General features: G+C 65.8%; 21 protein-coding genes. 2 read left to right on the forward strand and 19 right to left on the reverse strand.

What is annotated here, in order from left to right:
* Positions 1-5: 5 nt before the first annotated feature.
* The 9 genes from ACIP0B_RS07185 to arnB are packed head-to-tail and all read right to left on the reverse strand — an operon-like array spanning position 6 to position 10,437.
* Positions 6-1,601, reverse strand: coding sequence for an ArnT family glycosyltransferase (locus tag ACIP0B_RS07185; RefSeq protein WP_400830813.1), 1,596 nt, complete (start codon positions 1,599-1,601; stop codon positions 6-8).
* The gene (locus ACIP0B_RS07190) at positions 1,598-2,977 is read right to left on the reverse strand and encodes a UDP-glucose dehydrogenase family protein (RefSeq protein ID WP_400830815.1); all 1,380 of its coding nucleotides are present in this window, start codon (positions 2,975-2,977) and stop codon (positions 1,598-1,600) included. Before ACIP0B_RS07190 ends, ACIP0B_RS07185 begins: the two co-directional genes overlap by 4 nt.
* Entirely contained in the window at positions 2,974-3,387 is a 414-nt protein-coding gene (gene arnF / locus ACIP0B_RS07195) for a 4-amino-4-deoxy-L-arabinose-phosphoundecaprenol flippase subunit ArnF (protein ID WP_400830816.1), read from the reverse strand. The genes ACIP0B_RS07190 and arnF overlap by 4 nt, the downstream gene beginning before the upstream one ends.
* The gene (gene arnE / locus ACIP0B_RS07200; RefSeq protein ID WP_400830817.1) at positions 3,384-3,728 is read right to left on the reverse strand and encodes a 4-amino-4-deoxy-L-arabinose-phosphoundecaprenol flippase subunit ArnE; all 345 of its coding nucleotides are present in this window, start codon (positions 3,726-3,728) and stop codon (positions 3,384-3,386) included. Before arnE ends, arnF begins: the two co-directional genes overlap by 4 nt.
* Positions 3,725-5,374, reverse strand: coding sequence for a lipid IV(A) 4-amino-4-deoxy-L-arabinosyltransferase (gene arnT / locus ACIP0B_RS07205; RefSeq protein WP_400830819.1), 1,650 nt, complete (start codon positions 5,372-5,374; stop codon positions 3,725-3,727). The genes arnE and arnT (ACIP0B_RS07205) overlap by 4 nt, the downstream gene beginning before the upstream one ends.
* Complete coding sequence (arnD, locus tag ACIP0B_RS07210; RefSeq protein ID WP_400830820.1) at positions 5,371-6,255, reverse strand: 4-deoxy-4-formamido-L-arabinose-phosphoundecaprenol deformylase; 885 nt, start codon at positions 6,253-6,255, stop codon at positions 5,371-5,373. The genes arnT (ACIP0B_RS07205) and arnD overlap by 4 nt, the downstream gene beginning before the upstream one ends.
* Positions 6,255-8,261 (reverse strand): bifunctional UDP-4-amino-4-deoxy-L-arabinose formyltransferase/UDP-glucuronic acid oxidase ArnA, encoded by a 2,007-nt coding sequence (gene arnA, locus ACIP0B_RS07215; RefSeq protein WP_400830821.1) that lies wholly within the window; start codon positions 8,259-8,261, stop codon positions 6,255-6,257. The genes arnD and arnA overlap by 1 nt, the downstream gene beginning before the upstream one ends.
* Positions 8,258-9,292, reverse strand: coding sequence for an undecaprenyl-phosphate 4-deoxy-4-formamido-L-arabinose transferase (arnC, locus tag ACIP0B_RS07220; protein WP_400830822.1), 1,035 nt, complete (start codon positions 9,290-9,292; stop codon positions 8,258-8,260). Before arnC ends, arnA begins: the two co-directional genes overlap by 4 nt.
* Entirely contained in the window at positions 9,289-10,437 is a 1,149-nt protein-coding gene (gene arnB, locus ACIP0B_RS07225) for a UDP-4-amino-4-deoxy-L-arabinose aminotransferase (protein WP_400830823.1), read from the reverse strand. The genes arnC and arnB overlap by 4 nt, the downstream gene beginning before the upstream one ends.
* A gap of 429 nt (positions 10,438-10,866) precedes the next feature.
* On the opposite strand from arnB, the gene xerC reads away from it, so the two are divergent.
* Positions 10,867-11,757 (forward strand): tyrosine recombinase XerC, encoded by an 891-nt coding sequence (gene xerC, locus ACIP0B_RS07230; protein ID WP_400830825.1) that lies wholly within the window; start codon positions 10,867-10,869, stop codon positions 11,755-11,757.
* Between the two features lie 17 nt (positions 11,758-11,774).
* Here the strand turns inward: xerC and ACIP0B_RS07235 are convergent, their stop codons facing one another.
* The 6 genes from ACIP0B_RS07235 to ACIP0B_RS07260 form a co-directional block, all read right to left on the reverse strand.
* Positions 11,775-12,830, reverse strand: coding sequence for an ABC transporter ATP-binding protein (locus ACIP0B_RS07235; protein ID WP_400830826.1), 1,056 nt, complete (start codon positions 12,828-12,830; stop codon positions 11,775-11,777).
* Positions 12,827-14,422 carry an ABC transporter permease gene (locus ACIP0B_RS07240; protein WP_400830827.1) on the reverse strand — a complete coding sequence of 532 codons (1,596 nt, stop codon included), beginning with the start codon at positions 14,420-14,422 and terminating at the stop codon, positions 12,827-12,829. The genes ACIP0B_RS07235 and ACIP0B_RS07240 overlap by 4 nt, the downstream gene beginning before the upstream one ends.
* A gap of 3 nt (positions 14,423-14,425) precedes the next feature.
* Positions 14,426-15,439: an iron ABC transporter substrate-binding protein gene (locus ACIP0B_RS07245; RefSeq protein WP_400830829.1), complete on the reverse strand. Its 1,014-nt coding sequence runs from the start codon at positions 15,437-15,439 to the stop codon at positions 14,426-14,428.
* Between the two features lie 209 nt (positions 15,440-15,648).
* Positions 15,649-17,184, reverse strand: a complete 1,536-nt coding sequence (locus ACIP0B_RS07250) for an ArnT family glycosyltransferase (protein WP_400830830.1) — start codon at positions 17,182-17,184, stop codon at positions 15,649-15,651.
* Entirely contained in the window at positions 17,181-18,902 is a 1,722-nt protein-coding gene (gene arnT, locus ACIP0B_RS07255) for a lipid IV(A) 4-amino-4-deoxy-L-arabinosyltransferase (protein ID WP_400830831.1), read from the reverse strand. The genes ACIP0B_RS07250 and arnT (ACIP0B_RS07255) overlap by 4 nt, the downstream gene beginning before the upstream one ends.
* Before the next feature lie 282 nt (positions 18,903-19,184).
* Positions 19,185-19,793: a histidine phosphatase family protein gene (locus ACIP0B_RS07260; RefSeq protein WP_400830843.1), complete on the reverse strand. Its 609-nt coding sequence runs from the start codon at positions 19,791-19,793 to the stop codon at positions 19,185-19,187.
* Between the two features lie 397 nt (positions 19,794-20,190).
* On the opposite strand from ACIP0B_RS07260, the gene ACIP0B_RS07265 reads away from it, so the two are divergent.
* Positions 20,191-21,504 (forward strand): sensor histidine kinase, encoded by a 1,314-nt coding sequence (locus ACIP0B_RS07265; protein WP_400830833.1) that lies wholly within the window; start codon positions 20,191-20,193, stop codon positions 21,502-21,504.
* Here the strand turns inward: ACIP0B_RS07265 and ACIP0B_RS07270 are convergent.
* From ACIP0B_RS07270 to ACIP0B_RS07285, 4 genes are all read right to left on the reverse strand, one after another.
* Complete coding sequence (locus ACIP0B_RS07270; protein WP_400830834.1) at positions 21,462-22,013, reverse strand: membrane integrity-associated transporter subunit PqiC; 552 nt, start codon at positions 22,011-22,013, stop codon at positions 21,462-21,464. The genes ACIP0B_RS07265 and ACIP0B_RS07270 overlap by 43 nt on opposite strands.
* Positions 22,014-22,032: 19 nt before the next feature.
* Complete coding sequence (locus tag ACIP0B_RS07275; RefSeq protein ID WP_400830836.1) at positions 22,033-23,688, reverse strand: intermembrane transport protein PqiB; 1,656 nt, start codon at positions 23,686-23,688, stop codon at positions 22,033-22,035.
* 105 nt (positions 23,689-23,793) lie between these two features.
* Positions 23,794-25,095 (reverse strand): NAD(P)/FAD-dependent oxidoreductase, encoded by a 1,302-nt coding sequence (locus ACIP0B_RS07280; protein WP_400830837.1) that lies wholly within the window; start codon positions 25,093-25,095, stop codon positions 23,794-23,796.
* Complete coding sequence (locus ACIP0B_RS07285) at positions 25,092-26,180, reverse strand: polyamine ABC transporter substrate-binding protein (RefSeq protein ID WP_400830838.1); 1,089 nt, start codon at positions 26,178-26,180, stop codon at positions 25,092-25,094. Before ACIP0B_RS07285 ends, ACIP0B_RS07280 begins: the two co-directional genes overlap by 4 nt.
* Positions 26,181-26,393: the final 213 nt, after the last annotated feature.

Here is a 26,393-nt window from a genome sequence, read left to right on the forward strand (position 1 = left end):
GCAGGTTACGGCTTCAGCCACAGCAGCACATAGTCGTTTTTGTCGAAGCGGCCGCTCAGCACCGGCGGCGCATCGCCCAGGGGCGTGCCTTTCAAGGTCTGATAGTCGCTGCGGTCCATCATCAGCCAGGCCGGTCCCTTGAGGGTTTCCAACGCCTGGACGGAATCGCTGAACTGCGGCTGCAGGTCCTTCTCGACGTTGACCATGAACTTGATGGCCTTGGCGTCCTTGCCCATGCCTTGCAGCACCAGCGGCGCAGGGTTCTGCTCCACCTGGGCGAGCACGGCCCGGCTGAAGGTGCGGGTGTCGTAGAGCTGGCGCTCCACCGGTTCGAACACCAGCGCATACACCGCCCACAACGCCAGCACGGCGCTGAAGGCCAGCGTCTCGGCCCGCCAGCGGGGCCGCCACAGCCGCGACAGCGCCGCCAGTTGCAGGGCGCCCAGCACGATCAGCACCGGCAGCTCACCGGTCAGGTGCTCCGGAAACTTCTTGCGGGCAACCAGCAGAGCCACCATCAGCAGCCCCGGCGTCACCAGCCACAGCCCTTGAATCACCCCGCGCAGCCAAGCGAACACCCGGCCATGGGCGACCTGGAACGGATACGCCGCAATGATCGCCGCCATCGGCAGCATCGGCAGCAGGTAACGGGCCTTTTTCGCCTGCGGGATCGACAGGCCGACCATCACGATCAACCCCGCCGCCGCGCAGTACTGCACCAGGCGCAAGGCCGGCCCGCGCTGGCGGGGCTTGCTCAGCCACGCCGCCGCCAGGGCCAGCAACGCCAGCGGATAGGCCAGCGCGTAGTTGCCCAGCGAACTGGTGAAATAGTAGAGCGAGCCGCTGACGCCTTCGCTGCCGTCCATGCGCCCCATGAACTGCATGCGGATCACGTCCTGGACGAACGCCGGGCCGCCGCTGACCTTGGCCAGCCACAGCAGCAGGCCGACGCACGCCGCCAACAGCACCGAGGCCAGCACGCCGAACAGCAGCAGCCGCGCCCATTGGCGTTCGAGCAGGTAGTAGCTGCACAGCATGCCGGTCGGCACCACCAGGCCGATGGGGCCGCGGATGCCGAAACCGAGCAGCAGCAACGCAAAGATCAGCGGCCAGCGCCGGCCGGCGCCGAAATGGTCATGGGCGTAGCCGAGGTAGAACACCACCATCGCCACTGCCGCGAGCATCAGGTCCTGGGACACCGCCCGCACTTCGGTGACGAAGGTGACGGTCAGCATCAGCAACGCGACGGCGGTCAGCGCCCAGCGAACCGAATGCACCGCCAGCAGGCGGTACATCAAGGTCACGGTCACCGCGCCCGCCACGGCGCTGGGCAGCCAGGCCGTCAGGCTGTTGACCGCACCGAAGGGCAGGGACAGCAGCCAGACGAACAGCGTCGACAGCGCCGAGTAATCGGCATACGGCTCGCCGTAGGTGGTGGGGAAGACCGTCGGCCCGTGGCGCAGCATCTCCTGGGCGAACAGCACGAACCGCGAATCGAAACCGATGGGGGCCTGCCCGTACACCCCGGCGATGAACAGCAGCAACGCCAGCAGCCCCGCGATCAGGGACTGCCGGCGGACGGCAGGCGACAGCGCGGTCAAGCGACGTCCGAAGTGTGTGGCCACTGCTGGAACGGAATCGGCAGCGTGCGCGATTCGCCCCGGCCCATCGGGAAGTAATGGAAGCCGTTGCGGGCCAGGCGTTCGGCGTCGTACAGGTTGCGGCCGTCGAAGATCACCGGATCCTTGAGGCGCTGCTTGATCAGGTCGAAGTCCGGCGCCTTGAACTGCTGCCATTCGGTGCAGATGATCAGCGCGTCGGAACCGGCCAGCACCGATTCGGGGGTGCCCATCAGCATCAGCTTCGACTCGTCCGGGTACAGGTGCTGGGTTTCCTGCATCGCTTCGGGGTCGAACGCCCGCACGTTGGCGCCGGCGGCCCACAGCGATTCGAGCAGCACCCGGCTCGGCGCATCGCGCATGTCGTCGGTGTTGGGCTTGAACGCCAGGCCCCAGAGGGCGAAGGTCTTGCCGCGCAGTTCACCCTTGTAGAACGCGTTGATGCGCTCGAACAGCTTGTGCTTCTGGCGCTGGTTGATGGCCTCCACCGCTTGCAGCAGGTCGCTGGAGCAATGGGCTTCCTCGGCGCTGTGGATCAGGGCGCGCATGTCCTTGGGGAAGCACGAGCCGCCGTATCCGCAGCCGGGGTAGATGAAGTGGTAGCCGATGCGCGTGTCGGCGCCGATGCCTTGGCGCACCGACTCGATGTCGGCCCCCAGGTGCTCGGCCAGTTCGGCGATCTGGTTGATGAAGCTGATCTTGGTCGCCAGCATGCAGTTGGCGGCGTACTTGGTCAGTTCGGCGCTGCGCAGGTCCATGAACATGATGCGGTCGTGGTTGCGGTTGAACGGCGAGTACAGGTCGCGCATCACATCGCGCACGTCTTCGCGTTCGCAGCCGATGACGATCCGGTCCGGGCGGCGGCAATCGCTGACCGCCGAGCCTTCCTTGAGGAATTCGGGGTTGGACACGATATCGAACTGCAGCAGCTTGCCGGCCTTGACCAGGGCCTTTTCGATGTGCGCGCGCAGGGTGTCGCCGGTGCCCACCGGGACAGTGGATTTTTCCACCAGGATCAGCGGCTTCTCACGGTGGCGGGCCACCGCGTCGCCCACCGACAGCACGTAGCGCAGGTCGGCCGAGCCGTCCTCCTGGGACGGCGTGCCGACGGCGATGAACGCCACTTGCCCGTGCTGCACCGCGAGTTTTTCGTCGCTGGTGAACTGCAGCCGCTGGCCGTCCAGGCCCTCGCGCACCAGGCTGGCAAGCCCCGGCTCGAAGATGCTGACGTGGCCTTGGCGCAACAGCTCGACTTTCTTCTCGTCGATGTCCATGCACACCACGTCATGGCCGACTTCGGCCAGCACGGCCGCCTGCACCAGACCGACATAACCGCTACCGAATACTGTGATTTTCATGGGGTACTCCTCAATTCAGGCGCACGTGCCGGACGAGTATTGATGGTGATGACGCCGAGCATGACCAGCGCCACGCCCAGGGATTTCGGGAAACTGAAGGATTCGTTGAACAGCGGCAGGCTGGCTGCCAGCAGGTACACCAACGCGTAGCTGACGCTCAGCAGCGAGTAGGCCCGGCCCAGCGGCAGGTCGCGCAGGGCGGCGAGCCAACAGAGCATCGACAAGGCGTAGGCCAGGATCGCGGCGGCCACCACGGCCAGCGCGGTCAGATCGATGCCGCCGGCGCCGAGCGCCGCCAGCCACTGCTCGGGCTGCGGCAGGCGCGTCATGCTCCAGCGCATGCCCAGCTGCGCGCCGCTGACCAGCAGCACGCTGCCCAGGGCAAATGCGATTCCGCGCTTCTGGCTCATGACTGCTGCCCCAGCAACGCCACGCCGCCGATCACCAGCGCCACGCCGAACCAGTGGCGGCGGTCGATGGGCTCACGGAACACGAAGCGGGCGATCAGGGTGATGAACACGAAGTTGAGGCTGAGCATCGGGTAGGCGATGCCCACGTCCATGCGCTGCAGCACCAGCAGCCAGACCAGCAGGCCCGAGCCCAGGGCGAACAGCGCCAGCCACAGCCACGGCGAGCGCAGCTTGTCGGCCCAGGACGAGTCGACGCCGCGCCAGCTCTCCACGGCGTATTTCTGCGCCACCTGGCCCAGGCAGGTCAGCAGGCACGCGGCCAACAGCAGCAACAGGCTCATGGCGCCACCTTCGGCAGGATCATGATCACCAGGTTGCCCTGTTCGTAGTGGACGCCGTCCTTGGGAAGACGATCGATTTCGTCCAGTTCATCCTGCCCCTTGACGCGCATCACCACGCCGACCGAACCGGTCCGGCGGGCTTCGCGCATCCATTGTTCCACCCGGAAAGAGTCGATCCGCCGCTCGATGCCCTCAGGATAGGCCAGGCCATATTTCAGTTCGCCTACGGTGTTGTACAACGCCACGTTCGGGCGTTGCAGGCGCCAGGCCAGCGCCGAGGCCGCGCCCAGGTCGTTGCTCAGCAGGTGGGTGGTGCCGGCCAGTTCGTCCTGGTGATGCAGGATGAATTGGTCCGGGGTCTTGTTGGCCACCACCGACTTGGGCAGCGCCGCCGGCAGCAGCGCGATGAACAGCAGGCTGCCGAACGCCGGGGCCGCCCAGCACTGCAACGGGCGGAACGCCTGCAGCAGGTTGCTGATGATCCAGCCGGTCAGGCCGATGAACACCAGCACCAGGCTGTGCAGTTCATGGTCGTACAGCGGCTTTTTCAGTTGCACGTACACCAGGGCGATGAGGGTGACGACCCCCAGCGCCATGTTCAGCAGCCCGTTGAACCCCAGCGCCCGGCCTTGCTCCAGGCGCAGGCGCTCGGCCAGCACATGGCCCAGCAGCAGGGCCAGCGGCAGCAGGCACGGCAGGATGTAGGTCGGCAGCTTGCCGTTGCTCAGGCTGAAGAACAGCAGCGGCATCACCAGCCACAGGCCGAGGAACGCGATGGCCGGCTCGCGGCGGGTCTGCCACGCCTGGCGCACCGCCGTCGGCCACAGCCCGGCCCAAGGCAGGCTGAACGCCAGCAGCAACGGAATGTAGAACCACCAGGGCGCGTCGTGCTGGGCGTCGTCGCCGGCGAAGCGGCGGATGTGCTCGTGCCAGAAGAAGAACCGCCAGTAGTCCGGTTCCTGGGCGTGCACGGCCAGCACCCACGGCAGGCTGACGGCGATCGCCACGACGATGGCCACCGGCCCGAAGACCAGCAGTTCGCGCCAGCGTTTCTGCCACAGCATCCATGGCAAGGCGATCAGCACCGGCAACGCCCAGGCCAGAAAGCCCTTGGTCATGAACCCCATGCCGCAGGCCAGGCCCAGCACCGACCAGCCCGCCAGGCGTTGGCCGGTGGTGCGGCTGTCGAGGGCGAACCACAGGGCCACCAGGCTCAGGTTGACCCAGAACGTGAATTGCGGATCGAGGTTGGCGTAACCGGCCTGGCCGGCCACGACGGTGAAACTCATGTAAAGCAGGGCGCAGGCGAAACTCTTGCGCGGATCGCTCCACAGCCGCCGGGCCACCAAAAAGCACAGCAACACGCTCAGACCGGTGCTCAGGGCCGAGGCGAAGCGCACGCCGAACAGGTTCTGACCGAACAGTTCCTGGCCGAGGGCAATCATCCAGTAGCCGGCGATCGGCTTCTCGAAATAGCGCAGCCCCATGAAATGCGGCGACACCCAGTTGCCGCTCAGCAGCATGTCCTGGCTGATCTGCGCGTACCGGGTCTCGTCGGGGATCCACAGGCCATGGCTGCCCAACGGCAGCAGGTAAGCCAGCAGAAAAAGCACCAGCAACAGCGGCAACGCCAAGCGCTTGCTCATGCCCCTTGCACTCCCAGCCAGCCTTCGCGGCCATCCAGGGCACCCCGTTGCACACGGCCCAGGGGCAGTGTGTTCAAGAACTCGGGCAACAGGTCGCCCAACGGTCGGAACGCAATGTCGCGCTGGCGTGCATCGGCCAGCAGCTGTCTAAAATCCTGAGCCATCAGAATCCCTTCTACTTCGGCATGTATGGTGTAGACGTTGAGTTGCCGGTCGCGGAACCGGTCGAGGATGAACGCGTTGAAGTCCTTGGCCGCCACGGTCGGGCCCACCACCTCGTCGAAGGTCGGCAGGTCCACCGGAATCTGCGGGGTGCCTGCCGAGCCGTCGGCGAGCAGGGGGCGGAACACCTGCTGCCCGCGGCAATCGCTGTTGTAGCGAAAGCCGAAGGCCTGCTTGGCTTCGATCACCCGCTCATCCGCCCGCCAACCGGCAGCGGCGGAGCACTGGATCTTTTCGCCGACGATGTCGCCGAGGGTGTCCACGCCACGGCGGATCTGTTCGATCAGCTGCGCGTCGCTCCAGCGCCCGGCATTGGCCTGCCAGCCATGGTGGTCCCAGGCGTGCAGGCCGATTTCGTGGCCGGCGTCGCGGGCGCGGCGCATCAGGTGCCCGAGTTCGCGGCCGATCGGCTTGCCCGGCCAGGCGGTGCCGGCCAGCAGGATGTCCCAGCCGTACAGGCCGGCGGCGTTGGAGCGCAGCATCTTCCACAGGAACTGCGGGCGGATCAGGCGCCACAGGTGCCGGCCCATGTTGTCCGGGCCGACACTGAAGAAGAACGTCGCCTTGACCTGCGCCTCGTCGAGGATGTCCAGCAGGCGCGGCACGCCTTCACGGGTGCCGCGGAAGGTATCGACATCAATACGCAAGCCTGCCTGCATCAGCGCGCTTCTTCTTTAGGGCGCTGGGCGACTTCGAGCATCGCCTCGCGCAGGAAGAAGTCCAGGGTGTTGCCGATGGTCTCGCGCATCTCCACGGTCGGCGTCCAGTCCAGCAGGCGCTTGGCGTTGGCGATGCTCGGCTTGCGGTGCGACACGTCCTGGTAGCCGCCGCCGTAGAACGCCTTGCTTTCCACGTCGCGGAAACCGGCGAACGGCGGGAAGTTGTGGCGCAGCGGGTGGGCTTCGAACTGACGCAGCAGCTCTTCGCCCAACTGGCGGATGCTGGCTTCGTTTTCCGGGTTGCCGATGTTGATGATCTGGCCGTTGCAGACGTCGTTGTCGTTGTCGATGATCCGCGCCAGGGCTTCGACGCCGTCGGCGATGTCGGTGAAGCAGCGTTTCTGCTCGCCGCCGTCGAACAGGCGGATCGGCGTGCCTTCCACCAGGTTGAGGATCAGCTGGGTGATGGCGCGGGAGCTGCCGATGCGGGCCGAGTCCAGGCGGTCCAGGCGCGGGCCCATCCAGTTGAACGGACGGAACAGGGTGAAGTTCAGGCCTTTCTGGCCGTAGGCCCAGATCACGCGGTCAAGCAGTTGCTTGGACACCGAGTAGATCCAGCGCTGCTTGTTGATCGGGCCGACCACCAGGTTGGAGCTGTCTTCGTCGAAGTTCGGGTCCTGGCACATGCCGTAGACTTCCGAGGTCGACGGGAAGATCACGCGCTTGTTGTACTTGACGCAGTAGCGCACCAGCCGCAGGTTTTCCTCGAAGTCGAGCTCGAACACGCGCAGCGGGTTGCGGGTGTATTCGATCGGCGTGGCGATGGCCACCAGCGGCAGCACCACGTCGCACTTCTTGATGTGGTACTCGATCCATTCCGAGTGGATGCTGATGTCGCCCTCGACGAAGTGGAAACGCGGGTGGTCGCGCAGGCGGTCGATGGCGTCGGAGCCGATGTCCAGGCCATAGACTTCGTAGCGGTCGTCACGCAGCAGGCGCTCGGACAGGTGGTTGCCGATGAAGCCGTTGACGCCCAGGATCAGCACGCGGGTGCGGCGCGGGCCACGGCCGGACTCGGCGCCGCGCAGCAGCGAACCGTCCACCAGACCCAGCTCGGCGGCCAGTTGCGGGCCGCGCAGGTACAGGCCGTTGTCGTTGCGCTGGCCGGATTTGATCACCAGCGAATCCTGGCCGCAGGCGATGCGCAGCGGATCGGTGCTGATCACACGGCCCGGCGCCTGGCCTTCGTTGCCCTGGACGACGTCGGCGCTCCAGACGATCAGCTTGTGCTCGCCCACGGCGCAGAACGCGCCCGGATAAGGCTGGGTGACGGCGCGCACGAGGTTGAACAGTTCTTCGGCCGGCTTGCTCCACAGCAGCTTGCCGTCCGCCGGGGTGCGGCGGCCGAACACGGTGGCCTTGGACTCGTCCTGCGGGGTTTCGGTGGTTTTGCCTTGCAGCAGGGCCGGCAGGGTATCGCGCAGCAGGTCGCCGGCGGCGGTGCGCAGCTTGGCGTGCAGGCTCAGGCCGGTGTCGCTGCGCTCGATGGCCACCCGTTGCTGGGCGACGATGGCGCCGGCGTCGGCGCGCTTGACCATGCGGTGCAGGGTGACGCCGGTCTCGGTCTCGCCGTTGACCAGCACCCAGTTGGCGGGCGCACGGCCGCGGTAGCGCGGCAGCAGCGAGCCGTGCAGGTTGAACGCGCCCTTGGAAGCGGTGGCCAGCAGGGCCTCGCTCAGCAGGTTGCGGTAGTAGAACGAGAAAATGTATTCGGGATTGAGCTTGGCGATGCGCTCGACCCACAGCGGATGGTTGGCGTCTTCCGGCGCGTGCACCGGGATGCCTTTGTCGGCGCACAGTTGCGCGACCGATGCGTAGAACGCGTTTTCCTTCGGATCGTCGGCGTGGGTGAACACCGCCGCAATGTCAAAACCGCTGTCGAGCAGGGCTTGAATGCCGGCGCAGCCGATATCGTGATAGGCGAAGACAACAGTTTTTGCGCTCATGAGAGAACCTGATCGGAAGTGGAGTTTTGATTTTGGGCAGAGGAGAGACCGTCGACGGTCACGGCAGGGGCCGGCGCGGCCGGATGGCTGCGCAGCACCTTCTCGATGAAGAAGCGCGGACGGGCGCGCACGTCGCTGTACATGCGGCCCAGGTATTCACCCAGAAGCCCCATGCCGATGAACTGGCCGCCGGTGAACACGAACAAGACCGCGAACAGCACGAACAGGCCGTCGCCGCCCCAGCCGGCGCCGAGCGCCAAGCGCAGCACGATCAGCGCGAAGGCGAACAGCAGGCCCAGGCCCGCCATCGTGAAGCCGACGATGCTGAGCAGGCGCAACGGTGTGGTGGTCATGCAGGTGATCAAGTCGAACATCAGGTTGATCAGGCGCATCGGGCTGTACTTCGAGTCGCCGTGCTCACGTTCGGCGTGGGCCACGACGATCTCGGTGGTGTGGCGGGCGAAGCTGTTGGCCAGGATCGGAATGAACGTGCTGCGCTCGCGGCAGGCCAGCATCGCGTCGATGACCGTGCGGCGGTAGGCGCGCAGCATGCAGCCGTAGTCGCTCATCGCCACGCCGGTGGAGCGCTGCACGGCGAGGTTGATCAGCTTCGACGGCCAGCGGCGCAGGGCCGAGTCCTGGCGGTTGTTGCGCACGGTGCCGACCACGTCGTAGCCGCGCTCGGCTTCGGCCACCAGCCGCGGGATCTCTTCCGGCGGGTTCTGCAGGTCGGCGTCGAGGGTGATCACCACGTCGCCCTTGCACTGTTCGAAACCGGCCATGATCGCCGCGTGCTGGCCGTAGTTGCGGTTGAGGATCACCGCCACGAACGGGCTGTCCGGGGCCTGGGCCGCGTCTTCGAGCAATTGCGCGGAGCGGTCGCGGCTGCCGTCGTCCACCAGCACGATTTCGTACTCGTGCTTGAGTTGCGCGCAAGCGGCGGCCGTGCGGCGCAGCAGCTCCGGCAGGCTTTCCTCTTCGTTGTAGACCGGGATGACGATCGACACACAATGGATTGGGTAAGGTCTCACGGGCGTTTTTCCAGTACGTGTTCAATGGCCCCGACGACGCGGTCAAGATCCTGGCCGGTCATGTCGGGGAACAACGGAATCGAGCACAGCCGCGCCGAGTTCCATTCGGTGTGGGGCAGATACAGATCGGGGTCACGCTGGCGATACCAGGTGTGCAGGTGGGTGGCGATGAAGTGGATGCCGGTGCCGATGCCCAGGTCCTGCAGGCCTTTCATGAAGGCCTCGCGGTCCAGGCCGCAGCGTTCGCTGTCGATGCGCAGGATGAACAGGTGCCAGGCGTGCTGTTGCGCGTAGGTCGGCACCGTCAACGGCTGCACCGGCAGGCCTTCGAGGCGTTGCAGGTACTGGGTGGCGAGTTCGGTGCGGCGGGCGTTGATCGCGTCCAGCCGCTTCAGCTGCACCAGGGCGATGGCGGCGTTGATGTCGGCCAGGTTGTACTTGAAGCCCGGTTCCATCACCTGGGCCTGAGGCTTGCGGCCATGGGTGAGGCGGTCGTAGGCGTCGACGCCCAGGCCGTGGAACTTGAGCATGCGCACGCGGTTGGCCAGGGCTTCGTCGTCGGTGACGAACATCGCGCCTTCGGCGCAGGTCATGTTCTTGATCGCGTGGAACGAGAAGATCGCGGTGCCGGTGGAACCGACATGGCGGCCCTTGTAGCGGGTGCCGGCGGCGTGGGCGGCGTCTTCGATCACCGCGATGCCGTGCTTGTCGGCCAGGGCGTAGAGCGGATCCAGGTCGAACGCGGCGCCGGCGTAGTGCACCGGGATGATGGCCTTGGTGCGCGGGGTGATGGCGGCTTCGATGCGGGCGGCGTCGGTCATCAGGGTGTCGCGGTCGACATCGACGAACACCGGCTTGGCGCCGAGCAGCGAAATCATGTTGGCGGTGGAGACCCAGGTCTGCGAGGGCGTGATGACCTCATCGCCGGGCCCGATGCCCAGGGCCAGCAGGGTGATGTGCATGCCGCCGGTGGCCGACGACAGCGCCACCGCATGGCGGCAGCCGACGTATTGCGCGAATTGCTCTTCGAGTGCCTGGTTCTTCGGGCCGGTGGTGATCCAGCCTGAACGCAGGACCTGTTCGACGGCTGCTATTTCCTCGTCGCCGATACTCGGGCGGGAGAAGGGGAGAAACGCCTGACTCATGAGCACCTCGCTGCGAAAAAAAATGACTGATCTGTTTCCTGTTGGATCCAATCCCAGCGTAGACGCAAAAAAAGTCTTCGCATCAAGGAGTTGCCAAAACAACATGACGTCGGGGTTTGGTTGACTTTTCAGGCGTTGCCCGGCAGGTTGGGCGGTGCCGGCTGAGGATCAATCGAACTTAAGGTTATGCTCGATTTTGTGAAAGGAATATGAAAAACCGGTCGGCGAATCGTTTATCTCAAAGTCATACAGCCAGTGTTCAGACTTCTACCGTTTATCGCGTTTTTTTGCGGAAAAGTCCTACAGAAAAACGCTCTTTAGATCAGTCTCATTACAGTTGTTAGTTGCAGTACTGAACCGTTTTTATTCAAGGCCTTTCGTTTGATCGACTTACCCGCTGCACCTTCAAAAGATTCCGCAACCAGCCCGATGTCCCTGTATCTGGCGCGTCTGGCGCCCTCCAGCCAACTCACCATGCGCTATGTGCTGCAAGACGCCGCCGACCGTCTCGGTTTTGAAGACGTGAATGTCGAGGACATTCCCTGGCATGCGCTGCAACCGGAAGATGTTGTTGCGCTGGTCGCCGCATTGCGTGCCGACAACTACGCGCCGAACACTTCTTCGCTGTATGTGAATGCCGTTCGCGGTGTCATGAATGAAGCCTGGCGCATGAGTCTGATCAGTCACGAACATCTGTTGAAGATGCGTTCGGTCAAAGGCATCGCCGGCACACGGCTGTCCCAGGGGCGCAATCTGAAACGCACCCTGATCCATGAACTGATGGAAGTCTGCGCCGCCGACCCGCGTCCGCAGGGGCTGCGCGACGCGGCGATCATCGCGTTGCTGTACGGCACCGGCATGCGCAAGTCGGAGTCGGTGGACCTGGACCTGCATCAGGTCGACTTCAGTGAACGCAGCCTGTGCGTCACCGGCAAGGGCAACAAGCAACTGATCAAGTACGCGCCGGCCTGGGCGTTCGCCAAGCTCGACGCCTGGCTCGAACTGCGCCGTTCGCAGCTCAAGGAAGGCGAGCGCGACGACGCGTTCTTGTTCAACCGCATCCGGCGCGGCAGCCACATCACCCGCGAGCGCATCACCAAGCACGCGATCTACTACATCGCCCGCCAGCGCGGCACACAGGTCGGGGTGAAGATCATGCCCCACGACTTCCGCCGCTCGTTCATCACCCGGGTGATCGAGGAGCACGACCTGTCGATCGCGCAGAAGCTGGCCCACCACAGCAACATCCAGACCACCGCCAACTACGATATGCGCGACGACAATGAGCGGCGGCGGGCGGTGGACCGCTTCGACCTCTGATCACGCTCGACCTCCGGTCACTCTGCGTCGAAGACGTGGGCCGCCCCCAGCACCGACAGCTGCACGGCGCTGCCGGCCGGCGGCGCGTGCATGCCGGAGCTGCGCACCAGCAATGAGCGCCCGGTGTCCGTGGCCGCCGGCGGGCGCAGTTCCACGGTCAGGGTGCAGGTGTTGCCGCCGAAGTCCCGCTCGGTGACCACGGCGTTGCAGCCCTGCGCATCGGCCGCATCGGAAAGCTGCAACTGTTCGGGGCGCAGCATGATCTGCGCATCGCCGCAGAAGCCGTTGCTGTTGACCGGCACCCGGCCCAGGTCGCAATCGGCCCAGCCGGCCTCGATCCGCGCGGGCATCACCACCGCTTCGCCGAGAAAACGCGCGGTCTGCTCGTCGCCCGGGTAGCGGTACAGGTCCATCGGGTGGCCGGACTGCACCAGCCGTCCGCCGCGCATGACCGCCAGCTGATCGGCGAACGACAGCGCCTCGCTCTGATCGTGGGTGACCAGGATGGTGGTCACGCCGGCCGCCTCCAGCAGGCGCGCGACCATCTTGCGCATGGCGCCGCGCAGGCCGGTGTCGAGGGCGGAGAACGGCTCATCGAGCAGCATCAGCCGCGGTTGCTGGGCCAGCGCCCGGGCCAGCGACACCCGCTGCTGCTGGCCGCCGGACAGCTCATGCGGCCAGCGCGTGGCCATGTCGGCGTCCAGCGCCACGCTGTCCATCAGTTCGGCGATCCGTTCGCTGCGGGCGGCGCCGGTGTCCGCCAGGCCGAAGCCGATGTTGGCAGCCACCGTCATGTGCGGGAACAGCGCGCCGTCCTGCGGCACATAACCGATCTGGCGCTGGTAGGCCGGCACGGCATGGGTGCTGTCCACCAGCGTCTGGCCGTTGAGCGTGAGGCTGCCGGCGTCGGGGAATTCGAAGCCGGCGATCATGCGCAGCAGGGTGGTCTTGCCGGAGCCGGACGGGCCGACGATCACCGTGCGGCTGCCGGTGGGCACCGACAGGCTGACGTCGTCCAGCGCCGTCTGTGCGCCGAAGGTTTTGCGAAGGGACTTGAGTTCGAGGGCGTTCATCGGCCGGCACTGCGCCTGGATTGGTGATAGAGGATGGCCGTCAGCGGCAGCGACAGGATCACCATCAGCAGGGCGTAGGGCGCTGCGGCGGCGTAGTCGATTTCGCTGGTCATGGCCCAGAAACCGGTGGCCAGGGTGCGCGTGCCGTTGGGCGCGAGCAGCAAGGTGGCGGTGAGTTCGTTGGTGATCGCCAGGAACACCAGCGCCGCGCCCGCCGCCGCACCGGGTGCGGCCAGGCGCAGGGTGATCAGCCACAAGGCGCGCAGCGGCGAACGGCCCAGGCTCTGGGCGATGTTCTCCAGCTCCACCGGCGCCTGGGCGAAACCGGCGCGCAGGCTGACCAGCGCCCGGGGCAGGAACATCAGCAGGTACGCCAGCAGCACGGTGAGGGTGGTCTGGTAGATCGGCCGGGCGAAATGGATCGTCACGGTGACCAGGGCCAGGGCCACGACGATCCCCGGCAATGCGCTGGTGATGTAGTTGCAGCCTTCGAGCAGCCGCTGCAGCTTGCCGGGGGCACGGATCGACAGCCAGGCGATGGGGATCGCCGCGAGGCTGGTCAGCAGCGCGCCGGTCACGCCGAAGGACAGGGTCTGGAGCAGGGCCGGCAGCAGCTCGTCGCCTTGCCAGACCTCGGCGCCGCCGGCGATCAGCCACCGCCCCAGCGTGAGCAGCGGCACGCCCAAGGCCAGCAGGCAGGTCACCGTTTGCAGGATCAGGCCGAAGGCAGCCGTGGCCGGGCGCAACCGCACGGTGCGCTGCTCCCGGGCACTGCCGGAACCGACCCGCGCATAGCGGGCCTGGCCCCGGGCGGCGGACTCGACGGTGAGCATCGCCAGGCAGCACAGCGCCAGCACTCCGGCCAGCATGTTGGCGGCCGGGCCGTTGAAGGTGGACTTGAACTGGTCGAAGATCGCCGTGGTGAACGTGTCGAAGCGGATCATCGCGTACAGGCCGTATTCGGCCAGCAGGTGCAGGCCCACCAGCAACGCGCCGCCGCAGATGGCCAGGCGCAGTTGCGGCAGCACCACCCGGAAGAACACCGCCCGGGGCTTCAGGCCGAGGGACTCGGCCACGTCTTCGATGGCCGGATCCAGGCGCCGCAGCGTCGCCGCGATCGGCAGGTAGAGGAACGGGAAATAGGCGATCACGGACACCAGCACCCCGGCCGGCAACCCGTGGATCGACGGCACCAGGCTGACCCAGGCGTAGCTGTGCACGAAGGCCGGCACCGCCAGCGGCGCGACCGCCAGCAGCGACCAGATCCGCCGGCCCGGCAGGTTCGTGCGTTCGGTGAGCCAGGCCAGCGCCGTGCCGAGCACGATGCAGATGGGCAAGGTGATCAGCACCAGCAGCACGGTGTTGATCAGCAGTTCGGCCACGCGGGGTCGGAACACCAGCGCTTCGATGGTCGCCCAACCGGTGTACCACGACACGCCGATCACGAACGCGATCGGCAGCAGCGACATCAGCGACACCGCCACCGCCAGCACGACCACCCACGAACCGCCGCGCCCGTTGAGGGCGCGGCTGCGGCGTGACAGGTTGGCGGGCGGCGCCGCAGCGACCCCCGCCGGTAGAGGTTCGGGCATCAATTACAACAGTCCGGCCTGGGTCATCAGTTCGACGGCTTTCTTGCTGTCGAGCTTCGACGCATCGACTTTCGGCGCGTCCAGATCCTTCAACGGCACCAGTTTGGGGTTGGAACCGGCGTCCTTGCCCACGGCGTACTCAAACGACTTGCCGGTGCGCAGCACCTCCTGGCCCTGTTTGCCGGTGATGTACTTGAGGAACGCCTGCGCTTCTTCCTGGTGCTTGCTGGACGCCAGCACGCCACCGCCGGAAATGCTCACGAAGGCGCCCGGATCCTGGTGCCGGAAGTAGTGCAGGGCGGTGTTCTTGCTGTTTTCGCCGGTCTTGGACTGATCGACGAAGCTGTAATAGTGGTAGATGACGCCGCTGTCGATCTGCCCGGCGTTCACCGCCTTGAGCACCGCGCTGTTGCCGCGGTAGGCGGTGGCGTTGGTTTTCATGGCCTTGAGCCAATCCAGCGTGGCGGCTTCGCCTTTCTGCTGCAGGACGGCGGCGACGATGGCCTGGAAATCCGCGCCGGCCGGGGAGGCGGCCCAGCGGCCTTTCCAGGCCGGGTCGGCCAGATCCATCAAGGATTTGGGCAGGTCCTTTTCCGCCAGTTTGGCTGGGTTGTAGACGAACACGGTCGAGCGGGCCGCGATGCCGACCCACTGGCCATGGGCCGGGCGGTAAGCGGCGTCCACTTGCTCCAGCGTGGCCGGGGCCACCGGCGCGAACAGCTTGGCGTTGTCCACCAGCACCATGGCCGGGGAGTTCTCGGTGAGGAACACGTCCGCCGGCGAGGCCTTGCCTTCCTGCACCAATTGGTTGCCCATCTCGGTGTCGTCGCCGTTGCGTATCGTCACCGGGATGCCGGTCTCTTCGGTGAAACCGGCGACCCAGGCCTTGGTCAGGGTCTCGTGCTGGGCGTTGTAGACCACGATGCCGACCGAGTCGGCGGCAACGGCATGGCCGGCACCCAACAGTGCGGCAGTGAGCGCAGCGAGTTTCAGGAAGGACGGGACGCGTGGACTCATGGCGGGACAGCTCCTGTGGTTGGACGTGATCGGCAACCCGTCGCGCGTACAGCAATGCGAATGAGTTGCAAATGTCGGGTGGCTGGCAATGTAGAGAGGCAAATGAGAAAAAAACGTCAAACAAACCGTTAATACATGTCATTGCCATTCAGGTTAGCAGTCACTCGGCCATTGCAGGGTTGCCGTGCGTCACACAGAAGCGCTGTCGGTCAGGTGCGGGGGATGTAGGCCACGCTCTGGTCCTGGCGAACGTGGAACACCTGTTCGCCGCGGGTGGGTGTGGTGGTCACGATCTGGTGGTCAGCGCCCAGGTAGTCCAACGGCAACGGGTCGCCGCTGCGGTACTGCGCCACGATGATCGTGCGCTGCGGATCCCAGTGGCGGCCGCTGGTGCGTTCCAGCCAGGCCATCAGCGCGGCGGTGTCACCGGCGCGGGGGAAATCCTGGGTCTCCTGCACGTAGTAGAAGGGGGCGCCGCCGGTCTGCAGGTACATCGGCACTTTGTTGTCCACTTCGACCATCACCATTTCCCACTGCTTGAGCGGCGCTTGCAGGTTGGCCTGCTGGCGCACGGTTTCGCCGAAGCGGATCACGCCGCCGCCACTGTTGGTCCATGGGTAAAGGACGCCCAGCACGCCGAGCGTCAGCACCGTGGCGGCGGCGAACCCGGCCTTGAGCCGATTGCTGCCGAACCGCCCTTGGGCTTCGCGTGCCGCCATGCGCCGGGTGATCCACCAGGCGCCGAGCAACTGCGCGAACGGCACCAGCGGCAGCACGTAGTAACTGCGCCGGCTGCCACTGGCGGTGAAGAACAGCAGCAACAGGCCCAGGCCCTGGATCAGCCGGCGGGTGTCCGGCTCGATGTGCCGCCAATGACGCGCCGCCACCCACAGCGCAATGATCCAGCACGGCGCCCACGGCAGGGTGTAGACCGGCAGGTAGACGAGATAGGTCCAGATCGGCCCGATGTTGTCGAACGGCTGGAAGAAGCGCACCACGTTTTCCCGCAGCACCAGGCCCAGTCCGCTTTCGCCGTAGTTCGGTGCGCCGTACAGGTGCGAGAGCAGGAACGGCGTCATGTAGAACGCCCCGGCCACCAGCAGCGCCGCGCCCAGGCGCAGGTTGAGGTGGCGCTTCCAGTGGCCGTCCTCCAGCAGGTGCGGCAGCAGCACCAGCCCCGGCAGGATGAAACCGATCAGGCCCTTGAACAGCGAGGTCAGGGCCAGCAGCAGGCAGAACACCGCATAGCGCGAGAAGCGGGTGTCGTCCGGTCCGCGCCAGTACCACCAGACCGCCGCCAGCACACCGCACACGGTGAGGATGTCGGCGGTGGCGACCCGGGCCCAGAACACGAAATAGAAGGTGGTCGCCAGCATCCACCCGGCGATCAGCCCGGTGCCCTTGCGGAACAGGCGTTCGCCCAGCAGGTAGACCAGCCACACGCTGAGCCACGCCGCCAGCACCGAAGACAGGCGCAGCGACCAGTGGCCCAGGCCACCGGTCAGCCAGGTGCTGGCGGTGATCAGCCAGTAGGAGAGCAGCGGCTTGTCGTAGTAGGCACCGCCCTTGAGGTACGGGTCGAAGTAGTCGCCGCTCTGCAGCATCTGCAACGCGATGTTGGCCCAGCGGGTTTCGGCGCCCCAGAGTTCGCGACCGCCCAGGCCCAGCATCAGCATCAGGGCGCTGGCGCCCAGCAGAAGCCACAGGGCGCGACGGTCGTCGCGCCGCTCATTGCGTGCGGTCATGGCTGGCTCTGGGGAAAGATGAAGATGTGCAGGTTGCCGCGCCGGAAATGCTGGCCGTCCACCGGCAGGAGTTCGATTTCCTGCTCCTCCAGGGTGTTGTTGACGCGCATCACCACGCCCACCGAGCCTTTCTTGCGGGCTTCGTTCATCCACTGGCCGACGCCTTCCAGGCTGACCTTGCGGCTGGCCATGGCCGGGTCGTCGAGGCCGTACTTCAGCTCGCCGACGGTGTTGAACAGATCCACCTGCGGGCGGTTCAAGCGCCACGACAAGGCGGAGGCCGCGCCCAGGTCGTTGCTCAACAGCGAAGCGGTGGCGCCCAGCGCCTGCTGGTGCTCGGCGACGAATTGGTCGGGCATCTTGCTGTCGACGATTTTCGCCGGCATCGCCGCCGGCAGCAGGGCCACCAGCAGGCCGATGCCCAGCGCCGGCATCGCCCACAGCGTCAACGGCCGCAGCGTTTGCAGGGCGTTGGCGATGATCCAGCCGATCAGCACGATGTAGGCCAGCGACAGGCTGAACATCTCGGTGTTTTCGTAGAGTTCGCGCTTGCTCTGCAGGTAGAGCAGGGCCACCAGTGCGACGCTGGCCACCACGGTGTTGATGATGCCGTTCAGGCGCAGGACGCGGCTGCTGCGGTTGTCCAGCCAGGTCACCACGGTGTGCCCCATCAGCAGGGCCAGCGGCAGCAGGCACGGCATGATGTAGGTCGGCAGCTTGCCACTGCTGAGGCTGAAGAAGGCCAGCGGCAGCAGGAACCACAGGGCGAGGAACGCGGTTTTCGGCTCGCGCCGTTCCCGCCAGGTGCGCATGAGCGTCGACGGCAGCAGCACCGCCCAGGGCAGGGTCGAGGCGAACAGCAGCGGCAGGTAGAACCACCAGGGGCGGGCATGCTGCGCCGCGTCGCCGGCGGCGAAACGGCGGATGTGCTCGTGCCAGAAGAAGAAACGCCAGAAGTCCGGTTCCCGGTAATGGACGGCGATCACCCACGGCAGGCTGACCAGCGCCGCCACCAGCACGGCCAGCGGGCCGTAGCGCAGCAGTTCGCCGAAGCGGCGCTGCCAGACCATGTAAGGCAGCACGATCAGCACCGGCAGCATCAGGGCCAGGAAGCCCTTGGTCAGGAAGCCCATGCCGCAGGCCAGCCCCAGCAGTGTCCAGCCGCCCAATCGGCCCCTTGGCGTCTGGCTGTCGAGGGCGAACCACACCGCCACCAGGCTCAGGTTGACCCACAGGGTGAACTGCGGGTCGAGGTTGGCGTACCCGGCCTGGCCGGCGATCAGGCCGAAGCTCATGTAGAGCAGGGCGCAGGCGGCGCTGATGCGCGGCGAGTCCCACAGGCGGCGGGCCAGCAGGTAGGCCAGCCAGACGCTGACCCCGGTGCTCAGGGCCGAGGCGATGCGCACGCCGAACAGGTTCTCGCCGAAGATCGCCTGGCCGATCGCGATCAGCCAGTACCCGCCGGCGGGCTTCTCGAAGTAGCGGATGCCCATGAAGTGCGGGGCGACCCAGTTGCCGCTCTGCAGCATTTCCTGGCTGATCTGGCCGTAGCGGGTCTCATCCGGGATCCACAGGCCGTGGTTCATCAGCGGCAGCAGGTAGAACACGGCGAACGCCAGGACCAGGCCGAGGATGGCCCAGCGCTCGAAGGCGGCGTCGGGGCGGTTCAGGGGGATAGGGCGGGCAGCGTGGCGCAGCGGATTGTTTTGGGACGTCATGACAAAGCCTTGGTGGGGCGGAGTGCAGGGTTCAACGGCCCCGCCGACATGTTCCTGCGTCGGTGGGCCATCGGGTTGAATGAATGCAGGCGTGTGATCGGGCTACGGATGTTTCCTGTATTCAGAGTGCGTCCCAACCTCCAGGCAGGCGCGCTCGCGATTAAGACAAGCCTAAACGGGACGGAAGTCCAGTTGGGCGGACTGGAATACACCTTTCTTTACAAATTAATGAAAAGACAGGCATTCGAACTGACCAATAACGTCACTGTTTCTGTGGCGGCATTACTTTCGGGCAAGTTGTGTCCAAGTGTCGGCGTTGACAATGCCCAGTACTTCAAGTTGCCCCTTGCCGTCGATGCGCGCGAACAGGGTACTGCCGTATTCGGCGGCGGCCGCGTGGGGGAACCCGGTCTGTTTCTCGAAATCGCTGATGCAGCCGCTGTGGGTCACCAGCACCAGGTTATGTTGCGCAACCTTGCGCGCCACCACGTCATTGCGCAGCGTGGGGCCGCAGGTGGCCAGCCACTCCTGGGTGGCGGCGTCGTGGCCGAACATGAAGTGCGCGGTCTGCGCGGTCCGCGTCATCGGGCTGCTCAGCACTTGGGTCTGGTCCATGCCCAGGTGCGTGAAGCCTTGCCCCACGGCGGCCGCCGCCGCGCTACCCACCTGCGTGATGCCGTCGGCCGGGCCCAGGCAAAGGTTTTCCGAACGGTCGCAGCGTTCGGTATGGCGCACCAGCGCAACCACCTCGCCAGCCTTCCAGGCCGTGATCAATCGGCTGGTTTCGGCAGGCCCGTTGCCCAGATAAGTGGGCGTGCGCGGCCACCAGACAAACCCGCTGACCAGCGCGGCCAGCGGCAGAATCCAGGCCAGCAGCACCAGCATGCGCATATGTTTAGAGCGCCCTTTATTATTGGCGGAAATAAATTGCACGGACTCTCCCAAGGCTTGGCCCCTTAGAACTTTCTGAATAGGTCAGGCACGGGGAGTGCCAACTATTTAATCAACTTTGATCACAGCGAACATGAACGGTGGCTGAACACTACGCAGCTGCTCGTCGGGGCGTGGTGAAGAACATGTGAAAAAAATGCCAGAGCCGTAAGCCCGCAACTAATCCAGTAATTGATAAATAAACTCAAATCCGAATTTTGTTTGAGTTAGAGGCTTACAAATATTGACGGCTGCACTGAAGTTGTATTTTTTCAACTTCATCAGGGGCGACGGTGTGTCGTCCCCCTACCGTGCAGTCCGGAAAGCGCCTGCTCAAGCCCTGGAGTCAGCGAACCGAATGGATCTCAAGCAAAGCCTGAGCAAGCGCATCGTGATCGTGTTTGCCCTGATGAGCGCCGTCGTGGCGGGCGTGTTTGCCGTGGGCATCGTGGCCACCGTCCATGTGGTGGAGCACAAGCTGACGAGCACCGCCCTGAGCGGCGGATTACGCCGACTGCTGTCGATGGATGACATCAGCCGGTGGAACCATCGCCCGGAAAAAGATGAACTTTTCTACTTCGAGGGAGGCCCGGGGCCGTTGGCGCTCACCCCGGCGCTGGCGGCATTGCCGCCGGGCTTTCAGGAGGTGACGTTCGGCGACGATGCGTTCTTCGCCATGGTGGAGCTGGTCGGCGGGCGCAAGTACGTGCTGCTGCGCGACCAGGAAAGCCTGGAGAAACGCGAGCACCTGCTGTTTGTCGTGGTGACCGTCGGCTTTCTGCTGAGCGTTCTGCTGGCACTGGTGCTGGGGCGCCTGCTGGCGCGCAGGGTGATGGCGCCGGTGATCCGCCTGGCGCGTCAGGTGCGCCACCGCGATCAGTTGCTGGAACTGGCGCCGCCGCTGCACCCGGACTACGCGGCCGATGAGGTGGGCGAGCTGGCGCTGTCGTTCGATCAGACGCTGGGGCGCCTGCGCGAGACCCTGAGCCGGGAAAAGCTGTTCACCGCCGACGTCAGCCACGAACTGCGCACGCCGCTGATGGTGCTGTCCGGCTCCTGCGAGCTGTTGCTGGCCAATCCGTCGCTGGACACCCGGTCCGCCGCACAGGTGAACCGCATCGCCAGGGCCAGCCATGAGATGCGCCAACTGGTGGACACGTTCCTGATGCTGGCCCGCGCCCAGGACGACACCGGCAACGACATCTGTGCCACGCTCAGGCAGGTGGCGGACGCCCAGGCGGAGATCTGGGGCCGGTTGATCCGAGAGAAGGGCCTGGAGTTTTTCTACGACCCGAACCCGACCCATTCGGAGCGCTATAACCTGACTTTTCTGCAGTCGGTGATGGGCAATCTGCTGCGCAATGCCTGGCACTACACGGATAAGGGTTACGTGCGTCTAACGCTGACGGAAAGCGGCTTCGTGGTGGAGGACAGCGGCATCGGCATCCCCGAGGAGCAGCGCCCGGCGATGTTCCAGCCGTTCGTGCGCGGCGACGAGCGCCGTGGCGAAGGCCTGGGCCTGGGGCTGTCGCTGGTGCAGCGCATCTGCACCCGGCAGCGCTGGGACGTGCAGCTCACCACCCGCGAGCCCAACGGATGCCGCTTCACGGTGGCGCTGACCGCGCCGGTTCAGGACGCCGTCGGGCAGCCGCGCATGCCGCCCGCTGCCTGAATGATCAGCGCGGCCAGGCGTTTGACGTTGTTCTGCTGGGCGCTCACCAGTTCATCGACCGAAGGCCCGGAGCGGGTCTGCAAGGTCGAGCGGCAGGCGAGCCGGTCTCCGTCGCCGCCACCTGCGGCCCGCAGCTTCCATTTGACGTCGATCAGCGCGTATTGGCCGGGCACCGAATCGAAGCGCTGGACCTCGATCAGCACCGACGCCTTGCGCGGGCTGCCGGCATTGCCCAACTGATCCGCCAGGGTGCTGCGCAACTCATCGGCCAGGCTCGCGCCCCACCATTCGGTCTCCAGGATCGCCAGGCCGCTGTTGCCTTGGCGGATGACGATCTGCGGCCGGTCGACCTGCGGCGGCACGCTGACGCCTTCCAGGGTGATGTCCGGGCCGGACCGGCCGGCGACCGGTTGCGCCGGGGTCAGGGTATGAAAGCTGATCGGGTCGCTGCGGCAGGCGCCGAGCAGCAGGCATGCGGCGAACACGGCGGTTTTCAGCGGTGAGGCCATGGGACGGCTCCTGTGCTCGTCAATTGCGCGGCGGCCCTTGCAGGTCCAGCGGCGCGGCATTGTCGGGACGTCCGCGGATCAGGGATTCGGGGTGTCGGCCCAGGTAATCCGAGAGTTCGCGCAGCGAGCGCGACATGCGTCCGAGTTCATCCAGCGTGCGGGTCAGTTGCTCGCGCTGCGGTGAGTCTTCGGCCAGGGTCGAACTGGCCGATTGCAGGGTCTTGCTGACGTCGGCGAGGGTGGTCTGCACGCCGGGCAGGGTCTTGGCGTTGAACTGGGTCAGGCCTTTGCGCAGCTCCACCAGATTGCTGTCGAGGTTGCCGGCGATCCGTTCCACCGGCAGCTTGTTGAGCTTGTCGATCACGGCCTCAAGCTTCTCCTGCAGCTGTTCGAGGCTGCCGGGGATGGTCGGGATCGCGACGGGGCGCAGGGTCGGGTCGAACGCGACCTTCTCGGCCTTCGGATAGAAGTCCAGGGCGATGTACAGCTGGCCGGTCAGCAGGTTGCCGCTGCGGGCCTGGGCGCGCAGGCCGTTCTCGACGAAGGTGCCGATCAGGCGCACGGCGGCGGCTTCGTCTTCAGGATTGTGCTTGAGCACCTTGAGCATCTTGATGTGGGCCTGACCCAGGCGCTGCGGGTAGATCACGATGCCGACGTTGACCGGGAAGCTGCGTTTCTTTTCGTCGAAGTCCAGGTTGACGCTCACCACCCGGCCCACTTCCATGCCGAGGAATTCCACCGGCGCATCGACCTTGAGCCCGCGCAGCGCCTGGTCGAACCGCAGGCTCAGGTACTGCGGCTTGCCGTTGGGCGGGGCGAGGGCGGTCTGCTGGTCGTCGAACAGGTCGAAGGTCTTGAGCTCTTCGGCCGCCACGTCGTTGGGGCTGTACTCCGGTGCCCGGAAGGCGACGCCGCCGACCAGCAGGGTGGACAGCGACTCGGTCTTGACCGCGAAACCGTTGGCGCCGACGTTCACATCGACGCCGCTGGCGTTCCAGAACCGGGTGTTTTCGGTGACGTAGGCATCGTTGGGCGCGTGGATGAACACCTCGACGGTCACGCCTTTGCCGTCGGCGTCCAGCGCGTAGGCGACGACCTGGCCGACCGGGATCTTGCGGTAATAGACCGGCGAGCCGATGTCCAGGGAACCCAGGTCCTGGGTGTGCAGGTTGAAACGCTTGCCCGGCTCGCCGTAGGTGATCGGCGGTGGGTTCTCAAGCCCGGTGAAACGCTTGGCGCGGCTGTCGGACTGACCGATGTCGGCGCCGATGTAGTCGCCGGAGAGCAGGGTGTCGATGCCCGACACGCCGCCGGCGCCGATGCGCGGGCGCACCACCCAGAACTGCGAGTCCTTGCGGGTGAAAGTCTCGGCCTGCTTGGACAGCTTGAGGGTGGCGTTGACGCTTTTCTGGTCGTTGCTCAGCTCGACGTCGGTCACGTGGCCGATCACCACGTTGCGGTATTTGACTTCGGTCTTGTTGGCGGTGAGGCCGCTGCCGGTCTTGAACGAGACGGTGATGGTCGGGCCTTCCTGCATCAGGTTGTGCACCACCAGCGAGATGCCCACCAGCACCGCGACGATCGGCACGATCCACACCAGCGACACGTTGAAGCGCCGGGTCTTGACCGGGGCGGAGCCGGGTACGGGCGGCGGGCTCGCGGCTGACGTCTCCATCCATGACCTCCGGGGGGTGTGTTTGGCAATGAGCGTCAGGAACGCAAAAGCACTTCATCAATATAGAAGTGCTTTGCGAGAGAGCAAATGGAAGGTGCCGTGGCCCTAGCCGAGGATTTCCCGCAGGCGATACCAGAACATGCCCAGCGCCAGCAGCGGCGAGCGCAGGGCCGGGCCGCCGGGGAAGGTCATGTGCGGCACGCCGCTGAACACGTCCATGCCCTGGCTGTGGCCGGCATGGATCGCTTCGCCGAGCAGTTTGGCGCACCAGTGGGTGACGTTCAGGCCATGGCCGGAATAGCCCTGGGCGTAGTACACGTTCGGGTGCTGCCTGAGCCGGCCGACCTGCGGGAAACGGTTGGCGGTGATGCCGATCTTGCCGCCCCACTGGTAATCGATGCGCACATCGGCCAGTTGCGGGAACACCTTGAGCATCTTCGGCCGCATGTACGCGGCGATGTCCGCCGGATCTCGCCCGGAATAGTGGCAGGCGCCGCCGAACAGCAGGCGGCGGTCCGCCGAGAGCCGGTAGTAGTCGAGGCCGACTTTCTGGTCGCACAGCGCCAGGTTCTGCGGGATCAGTTCGGCGGCGCGCTCCGGCGACAGGGGCTCGGTGGCGATGATGTAGCTGCCGGCGGGCAGGACCTTGCCGCTGAGCTTCTGTTCGAGCTCGTCCAGGTGCGCGTTGCAGCCCAGCACCAGGCGGCCGGCGCGCACGGTGCCGGTCGCGCAGCGCACCTGCACGGTGTCGCCGTGGACGATCTCCTGCACCTGGCTCTGCTCGAAAATCCGCACCCCCAGAGCAGCGGCCACCCGGGCTTCGCCCTGCACCAGGTCCAGCGGGTGCAGGTGCCCCGAGCCCATGTCGATCAGGCCGCCCTGGTAGACCCCGGCGTTCACCACCTGCCGGCGGATCTGTTCCGGCGCCACCAACCGCGTTTCATGGGCATAGCCTGACTTCGCCAGGCTGTCTTGCTCAGCCTTGAACGCCTCGAACTGCGCGGCGGTGTTGGCCAACTCGCAGAAGCCCCAGCGCAGGTCGCATTCGATGCCGTGCTCGGCGATGCGCCGGCGCACCAGCTCCACCGAGTCGACCCCGGCCTGTTGCAGGTAGCGCACGCCGTCGCTGCCGACGTGGCGGGCGAAGCCTTCGACGTCGTGGCCGATGCCGCGGATCAATTGCCCGCCGTTGCGCCCGCTGGCGCCCCAGCCGATCCGCCGGCCCTCCAGCAGCACCACCGAGAGGCCGCGCTGCGCCAGTTCGATGGCGGTGTTGACGCCGGTGAAGCCGCCGCCGATCACGCAGACGTCGACGCTGATGTCCGCGTCCAGCACCGGGTAGGGCGTGGCCGCGCGGGCGGAGGCAGCGTAGTAGGAGCGGGTGTGTTCCTGGGTGTACTGATTCATTTGTTCGACTTCACTTTGCTCCAGGACCGGGTCATCAGACGCATGATCGACTGGGGCGGGGTAGAGGAGATGTAGAGCTTGTCGAGCACCGCCTGGGACGGGTAGACCTCAGGGTTGTTGACCAGCTCAGCGTCCATGTACGGCTTGGCCGCAGGGTTGGGGTTGGCGTAGCCGACCGAGGCGCTGACCTTGGCGATCACCTGCGGGTCGAGCAGGTAATTGATGAAGGCGTGGGCCTCTTTCGGGTTGCTGGCGTCGGCGGGGATGGCCAGCAGGTCGAACCACAGGTTGGCGCCTTCCTTGGGGATCGCGTAGGCGATGTTCACGCCGTTCTTGGCCTCCTTGGCGCGGTTGGCGGCCTGGAACACGTCGCCGGAATAGCCGAAGGCCACGCAGATGTCGCCGTTGGCCAGGTCCGACACGTATTTGGAGGAGTGGAAGTAGGTGATGTAGGGGCGGATGCTCAGCAGCTTCTCTTCGGCCTTCTTGTAGTCCTCCGGGCTTTCGCTGCGCGGATCCAGGCCCATGTAGTTGAGGACGGCGGGGAAGACTTCGTCGGCCGAGTCCATCATCGACACGCCGCACTGGGTGAGTTTCTTCAGGTTCTCCGGTTCGAACAGCACGGCCCAGGAGTCGATGTGGTCGACGCCCAGCACCTGCTTGACCTTGTCGACGTTGTAGCCGATGCCGTTGGTGCCCCACAGATAGGGCACGGAGTGTTCGTTGCCGGCGTCGTTCTTTTCCAGCAGGGCCAGCAGTTTGGGGTCGAGGTTCTTCCAGTTCGGCAACTGCGAACGGTCGAGCTTGAGGAACGCGCCGGCCTTCACCTGGCGGGCCAGGAAGTGGTTGGAGGGCACCACCACGTCATAGCCGGTGCGGCCGGCGAGCAGTTTGCCTTCCAGGGTTTCGTTGGAGTCGAAGACGTCGTAGATCACCTTGATCCCGCTGCTGGCCTGGAAGTCGGCGAGGGTGGTCTCGCCGATGTAGTCGGTCCAGTTGTAGACGCTGACCTGGGGTTGGGCCTGGGCCACGGCGCTGCACAGCAGCGCGAGGGCGGCGGGGATCAAGGATTTCAACGGACGCATGGCGACACCTCTTGGCATTGTTGGAATTTTTGGGTTGCTGCGTTTCCTGTGGGAGCCAGCCTGCTGGCGATGGCGGCCTATCAGCCGACAACGATGTTGGCTGTGCCGGCCTCTCGCGAGCAGGCTCGCTCCCACAGGGGATTGCGGTGTTTCGGGCTGCTGCGTTTCCTGTGGGAGCCAGCCTGCTGGCGATGGCGGCCTGTCAGCCGACGG

The sequence above is a fragment of the Pseudomonas sp. NPDC089534 genome (assembly GCF_044749305.1).
Classification (GTDB): Bacteria; Pseudomonadota; Gammaproteobacteria; order Pseudomonadales; family Pseudomonadaceae; genus Aquipseudomonas; species Aquipseudomonas ekonensis.